We start from the raw sequence: 6,636 nt of genomic DNA on the forward strand, positions 1-6,636 counted from the left end.
TTCATTACGCATTTCGTTGATAACTTGCTCGCGGGTTTTGCTCGATCCAGTCTCGGGAGTACCACTTGGGAAATTGCTTTCACCGTAAGAAAGGCGGCCTTGCTTCATGGCGGCTTCAGTCTCGGCCTTGACTTGAGCTCGGGTTTTCTGGCTTACAAAGTGCTCCGGATGCACGATCACGCCTTGTTCATTGTTGGCTGGATGCTCATAGCCTGCGGACGCAATTCCAGGAAGAGCCAGGGTGACAACGGCAGCAACGCTTGCGAGTACGGAGGAAATGGAGATGCGGTTTTGAGACATGGTTGGCTCCTAAGACAGTTGATGAACACATCTCCTGGACCTTGATCAAGGTGAGGAGAAGATGGGTTGATCTTAGGAGTCGGAGCCCAACAAAAACAGGACTGTCCGGTGACATTGTTGTCAGCTTTTTCGCGGCAGTTCTTATCCCAAATCTGTACACCAAAAGCCCAAAGCGAAAAGTGAAGACCAACCTAGTTGGTGTACACCGCGTGCTCCAGTGCTTGTGCAGACAGACACTTGACATTCACATGATGTGAAGGATGAAACTTTAGCCACAAGCTTTAAAGGAGTACGTAATGGCTATTTTTCGCATCAATGACATGAAATGTGGTGCCTGTGCCGCGCGGATTCAGCGCTCCATTTTGGCAATCGATGATGAAGCAAAGATCGGAGTGAATGCGCGAGATAAAACGGTGCAAGTCTCCGGCGATCTGAGCGACACCGACTACGTGTTGGCTATCCAGGCCGCTGGATACACTCCAGAATTATTGGCGTTAGCAGAAGCCGAGCAGGCAAATGCTGAGAAGCCGCAGACGAAATGCTGCGGCTCCACTTCAGCCAAGACATCTTGCTGCGGATAGTGTCTTCTTGCTTTCAAGAAAAACCTGTTTTCTGATCTGCTTAGGAAGTCGGCTGCGGAGTGGGGAATTTCAAGGTGAAGCGAGTTCGTCCATCGGCTGAAGTGGCGGTAATGGAGCCTCCATGAGCTTCGGCAATTGCTCGGGTGATGGCCAAACCCAATCCGCTACCGTCTGAGTCCGGATGAGCCCTGGAAGGGTCAGCTCGGTAGAAGCGGTCAAATAACCTGGGCAGGACTTTGGGATCAATGTCCTGCCCTGTATTTTCCACAGTGACAAGTGTCCAGGAAGCTGCGGTCTCAATGTCGATGGTGACCATGCCTGCATGCGGCGTGTAGCGCAAAGCATTAGATAGCAAATTACTCACAGCACGATGGAACATCAGTCGATCACCATCAACGAGTCCATCGCCTTTTAACTTCAAATGAATTTGCTTTTCTTCAGCGACAGCCTCGTAGAACTCCAGCAATGCATACGATTCTTGCTGTGCCGAAAATTGCTCCTTGCGCGGCAGGCTTACGCCCCGTTCAGTTTTGGCCAGAAAAAGCATGTCTGACACCATACGAGCCAAACGCTGAAACTCTTCGGCATTAGAGGCAAGAATGTCTCGGTATGTCGCGGCGTCACGCTTGGATGCCAGCACAACCTGAGTCTGCGTCAACAGGTTGCTGATGGGCGTGCGTAGTTCATGGGCCAGATCAGACGCGAAATCTGTCAGTCGCTGAAAATCGTCCTGCAACCGATCCAGCATGCGATTGAGCTCATGCGCCAAATCGGCCATTTCTACGGGTACAGCCTGGACCGGCATGCGTTCACTCATCTTCTGTCCCGTCACAACGGCCGCACGTGATTTCATCTCTCGCAGCGGTGCCAGCCCTTGTCGAGCGGCGAGCCAAGACAGAAGTGAGCACAGCAAAATTGCTGCGATCACATAAATGGCAAAGCTTGTGCGAATTCCGTTGAGGAATTGAATGTGATGCTTGGTGTCTGCTGCGATCAGTACCTTTAATGGTGACGGTGCGTAGGCCGGTAGCGTCTCAAAGCTCAAGATGTGGAATTCTGCGTCTGCATGCCGCCACACCCCAAACGATCCTTCCTTGTCGATAGAAGCCGAGTTGCGATCCGGCACTGCAAAGCCGGATGCGGGCGATTGAAATACGGTTTCTCCTTGGGCATCTTTCACCTGGACTTGAAGATCCTCGTGATAGTTCAGTGCCTCATTTAAACGCCAACGAGCATCATCGACCGACTTCGTGTTCTGGAGAATTTTCTCGATCAAATGGCGCTTGTCTTGAAGCGTCATTCGGTCCAATTCCACGAAATGCTTTTCTGTAACAACTAGGAACAAACCACCTAAGCCAAGCACTACGGCTGCCGCAACAGACGTGAAGAAAAGGGCCAAACGACTAGTTAAAGAGAGCTTTCCCTTGCGAGTGAAACGCTGCACCTATTCCTCCTCAGGAACGTCAAGCACGTAGCCCATTCCCCGTACGGTCTGGATTAGTTTGATCGAGTGGCCTTCATCAATTTTGGCTCGCAGACGGCGCATGGCCACCTCAATGACGTTGGTGTCGCTGTCGAAATTCATGTCCCATACCTGCGATGCGATCAATGAACGTGGCAGCACTTCACCATGTCGGCGCATCAGCAACTCTAAGAGTCCGAACTCTTTGGCTGTGAGGTCAACACGTTTGCCATTGCGAGATACGCGACGACGCAGCAGGTCTAGCTCGAGATCTGCAACAGTCAGAGTAGTACCTTCGTTGGCCGGATGTCCACGTCTAAGAATGATGCGAACTCTGGCGAGTAGTTCTGCGAAAGAAAACGGCTTTACCAGGTAATCATCAGCGCCGAGCTCTAGTCCTTTGACACGGTCCTCGACATGGTCCCGTGCAGTAAGAAACAGGACCGGCATATGTAGTCCTCGATCACGCAAAGACTGGAGCACCTGCCAACCATTGAGGCCCGGCAGCATAACATCCAAGATCACCAAGGAGTACTCCCCTTGCAAAGCCAGATGTAAGCCGTCTGAGCCATTTGGGACGAGGTCAGCAATGTAGCCAGCCTCGGTCAATCCCTGGCGCAGGTACTCACCTGTTTTAGGCTCATCTTCAACAATCAAAATCCTCATGTACTCGCTCCGCTGCAGTGGACGATCAAGAGTGTGCCGAGTTTGAAGCCCTCTGACATGAAGATAAGAAAAATGTAATGTTCCTGAAATCCTGGCGATAGAAAGGCCAACACTGCCTCGTTGTTCCTTCCTGGGAAGTCATCAAGCGTGGCTAGCAGAGTGAACCTTTTGACTGCATCGAAGGCATTTCTGGATAGAAGCCCTCCGTCGCACCAAACATGACGCGAGCATTACATGAATGTAATGAATGAGTCACTCCTCCGAAATTCAGCACGCCCTAGCATACTGAACATATCGAGCGCTCATTGCATCAGGCAAGCGTCGCCGAAAACGAATTTCTTGGAAGCTCTGGAGGATTTCACCTTATGCCGCGTCATTCGCCATTTTTTGTCACTCCCACTCAAGGGTTCTCTCGTCGGCGCTTCGTTCAGGGGCTGGCCGCAGGAGGCGTTCTGGCGGGCCTGTCAACGCAGTCGCTCATGGCATTCGCACAGCAGAGCTCCACAGTCCGCGGGGCCGCTCCGGTGCTGAAGGGTAACGAGTTCGATCTGGTGATCGCCGAGTCCGCCGTGAACTTTACGGGCAAGCCAGGGATGGCGACAACGATCAATGGATCGCTTCCTGCACCAACCCTGCGCTGGCGAGAGGGGGAGACGGTGACGATTCGCGTCACGAACAAGCTGCGCGAGGCCACTTCTATTCATTGGCACGGCATTATCTTGCCCTACCAGATGGACGGAGTTCCAGGCATCAGCTTTGCGGGCATTCCTCCTGGAGAGACGTTTACCTACCGTTTCAAGGTTCAGCAAAGCGGTTCCTACTGGTATCACTCACATTCAGGCATGCAGGAACTCACCGGCATGTATGGAGCGATCATCATTGATCCCGCAGGACCTGAGACTATCCGTGCAGATCGTGATCATGTCGTGCTCTTCTCTGACTGGACTGACGAAGACCCCATGCGCGTTTTCGCAAAGCTCAAGGTTCAGGGCGACTACTACAATTACAACCAGCCCACGGTCTTTGATTTCTTCCGTGATGCATCGCGTGATGGCGTGTCAGCGGCATTAGACAAGCGCAAGATGTGGAACGAGATGCGCATGAATCCAACGGATTTAGCCGACCTCTCTTCTGCGACCCTGACCTACCTCGCAAATGGCGTCACACCTGCAGGCAATTGGACTGCTCTTTTCCGTCCGGGCGAGCGTGTCCGGCTGCGCATGGTCAACGGCGCGGGCAATACCTTCTATGACGTACGTATACCGGGCCTGAAGCTCACGGTGGTTCATGTTGACGGTGTCGACGTAGAGCCTGTGACTGTCGATGAATTCCGATTCGGCCCTGGCGAAACCATAGACGTGATTGTCGAGCCACGTGATGACGCCTATACGATTTTTGCCCAGTCGATGGACCGAACAGGCTACGCACGCGCTACGTTAGCAGTGCGCGAAGGCCTGCAGGCTCCAGTCCCCGCACTCGATCCCGTCGAATGGCTGGGTATGAGCGACATGATGGGCGCCATGAGCCATGGCAGTTCTGGAGCCGACATGGACATGACCGGCATGTCTGGGATGACCGGCATGTCTGGGATGACGGGTATGGCCGGGATGGCTGGTATGTCGGGGGCAATGGCCGGCATGGATCATGGTGCGATGGCCGGCATGAATCACGGTGGTATGGCGATGGACCATAGTCAGCATGTCAAGCCTGCTGGGAGCTTGGCAGTGCCCAGCACCACCGCACGCCATGCTCGCACTGAATATGGCGCAAGAACAGATATGCGAGTCGATATGGCCCGCACCAATCTTGACGATCCCGGTATCGGTCTGCGCAATAACGGCAGACGGGTGCTGACCTTGGCAGATCTGCATACACCTTCAGGTCCGATGGACTCGCGCGGTCCTGGACGAGAGGTGGAGTTGCACCTGACGGGGAATATGGAGCGATATTCCTGGTCTCTTGATGGATTGGAGTTCGGGCAATCAACGCCTGTTCACTTCCGTCACGGCGAGCGTTTGCGAGTCATCCTGCACAACGACACGATGATGACTCACCCTATGCACTTGCATGGGATGTGGAGTGAACTGGAGAGCCCTGATGGTCGATTCCTCGCCCGTCGACACACCTTGCCAGTACAGCCTGCACAACGCATCAGCTTCTTGGTGACGGCAGATGCTCTGGGGCGCTGGGCATGGCATTGCCACCTGATGTTCCACATGGATGCAGGCATGTTCCGCGAAGTCGTAGTGTCTTGAACAAACCTCACAAGGAAGATCAAAAATGTCCAAAGCACTCCCTATTCGTGCATTGTCCACTGCGCTCCTCGCTCTGGTGAGTATTGCGGCCCAGGCGCAAAGCGACCATTCATCGCATGGCCAAGCGAATATGCAAATGGAAGCACCGGCAAGCCCTGCCACAACTGCAGCTGATCCACATGCAGGTCATGGTGCTATGACTGGCAGCGCTGCAAGCGGCCCTGCGATGGATCACGGCAGCATGCAGATGCAAGGGGGATCCGCACCTCCAGATGCTCGCGACCCACATGGGTATTCCAATGGGTTGACCTTGGGATCGGGCGATTACGCGGTGCCTGGCGTCCCGCGCTTGATGCTTGCGGACGAGCATACCTTTGCCTCGCTGCGTGGTGAGACCCTGGAACGCCGTTTTTCACGCAGAGGTGATGATTCAACGGCCTATGACTTGCAAGCATGGTACGGGACCTCATACAACAAAGCTGTCTTGAAGGCAGAAGGTGACGTCGCCAAAGGAAAGCTCGAAGAGTCTCGCACCGAACTGCTTTGGAGCCGTGCTGCCACAACCTATTGGGATACACAGTTGGGTCTGCGCTTAGACAACGGCGTGGGACCTAGCCGTCAATGGCTGGCATTTGGTGTGCAGGGCCTGGCCCCTTACTGGTTCGAGCTGGAGGCCACAGCCTATGTTGGCAGTGGCGGCAGAACTGCGCTTCGCCTAAATGCAAGCTACGAACTATTGCTGACTCAGCGCCTGATCCTTGAGCCAAGAGCTGAAATGCAGTTTTACGGCAAGGATGATCCAGAGCGGCATATCGGCAAGGGCCTAGCCGAAGCATCTGCGGGCCTGCGACTGCGCTACGAGTTCAGCCGTCAGTTCGCTCCATATATCGGAGTGGAACGTGCGGGAAGTTTCGGGCGAACCGCTGATCTCGTTCGTGCCGACGGTGGCCGTGCTCAGCAAACACGTTGGGTGGCCGGTGTCCGCTTCTGGTTCTAGCCAGACCAATGTCCCCTTCCTAGTTGGCGCGTCCTTGGGAGCGCCAACTCTACAGACCTAGATTCGACATCTGTTTTCAAACCACCATCACATTTAGATAGGAGTCCTCATGAACCGCTCAAACCTGGTCGCTAAGTTCATTGCGCCAATCGCCGCAACAGTGTTCGCTTCTGCTGCATTCGCACATCCTTCGTTAGTCTCCTCCTCTCCTGCGGATAAGTCGCAGGTCGCGGCACCTGCAACGATTGAGTTGAAATTTTCTGAGACGCTGGTTCCTCAGTTCTCGGCTGCGAACTTGACCATGACGGGCATGCCCGGAATGCCGAATCACGGCGCAATGAAGGTCAGCGCAAGCGTCTCTGGCGCTAGCGATGG

At 54.2% G+C, this 6,636-nt stretch carries 7 protein-coding genes; 4 read left to right on the forward strand and 3 right to left on the reverse strand.

Annotated elements, in window-relative coordinates:
* Window positions 1-300 (reverse strand): DUF4148 domain-containing protein (locus tag EIC84_RS25695; protein WP_134737359.1); only part of this gene is annotated, 300 nt, incomplete at its 3' end.
* A gap of 296 nt (window positions 301-596) precedes the next feature.
* On the opposite strand from EIC84_RS25695, the gene EIC84_RS25700 reads away from it, so the two are divergent.
* Window positions 597-881, forward strand: coding sequence for a heavy-metal-associated domain-containing protein (locus tag EIC84_RS25700; RefSeq protein ID WP_003062225.1), 285 nt, complete (start codon window positions 597-599; stop codon window positions 879-881).
* Between the two features lie 40 nt (window positions 882-921).
* Here EIC84_RS25700 and EIC84_RS25705 read toward each other — a convergent pair whose 3' ends face one another.
* Window positions 922-2,325, reverse strand: a complete 1,404-nt coding sequence (locus tag EIC84_RS25705; RefSeq protein WP_003062227.1) for a heavy metal sensor histidine kinase — start codon at window positions 2,323-2,325, stop codon at window positions 922-924.
* A complete protein-coding gene (locus EIC84_RS25710) occupies window positions 2,326-3,009 on the reverse strand; it encodes a heavy metal response regulator transcription factor (RefSeq protein WP_003062229.1) in 684 nt (227 codons plus the stop codon).
* A 365-nt stretch (window positions 3,010-3,374) separates the two neighbouring features.
* Between EIC84_RS25710 and EIC84_RS25715 the strand changes: the two genes are divergently transcribed.
* The 3 genes from EIC84_RS25715 to EIC84_RS25725 all read left to right on the forward strand — a co-directional run.
* Window positions 3,375-5,264, forward strand: coding sequence for a copper resistance system multicopper oxidase (locus tag EIC84_RS25715; protein WP_003062231.1), 1,890 nt, complete (start codon window positions 3,375-3,377; stop codon window positions 5,262-5,264).
* A gap of 25 nt (window positions 5,265-5,289) precedes the next feature.
* Window positions 5,290-6,261, forward strand: coding sequence for a copper resistance protein B (locus EIC84_RS25720; RefSeq protein WP_003055078.1), 972 nt, complete (start codon window positions 5,290-5,292; stop codon window positions 6,259-6,261).
* A gap of 109 nt (window positions 6,262-6,370) precedes the next feature.
* Window positions 6,371-6,636: copper resistance protein CopC (locus EIC84_RS25725; protein ID WP_003062235.1), on the forward strand; the 266-nt coding region annotated here is incomplete at its 3' end.

Origin of the sequence: Comamonas sp. A23, assembly GCF_004522605.1 — a bacterium.
GTDB lineage: Bacteria > Pseudomonadota > Gammaproteobacteria > Burkholderiales > Burkholderiaceae_C > Comamonas > Comamonas thiooxydans.

Excerpts from the sequence above, each read along its gene's own strand:
- EIC84_RS25700 (WP_003062225.1), top strand. The coding sequence starts at position 597 with ATGGCTATTTTTCGCATCAATGACATGAAATGTGGTGCCTGTGCCGCG.
- EIC84_RS25710 (WP_003062229.1), bottom strand. The coding sequence starts at position 3,009 with ATGAGGATTTTGATTGTTGAAGATGAGCCTAAAACAGGTGAGTACCTG.
- EIC84_RS25715 (WP_003062231.1), top strand. The coding sequence starts at position 3,375 with ATGCCGCGTCATTCGCCATTTTTTGTCACTCCCACTCAAGGGTTCTCT.
- EIC84_RS25720 (WP_003055078.1), top strand. The coding sequence starts at position 5,290 with ATGTCCAAAGCACTCCCTATTCGTGCATTGTCCACTGCGCTCCTCGCT.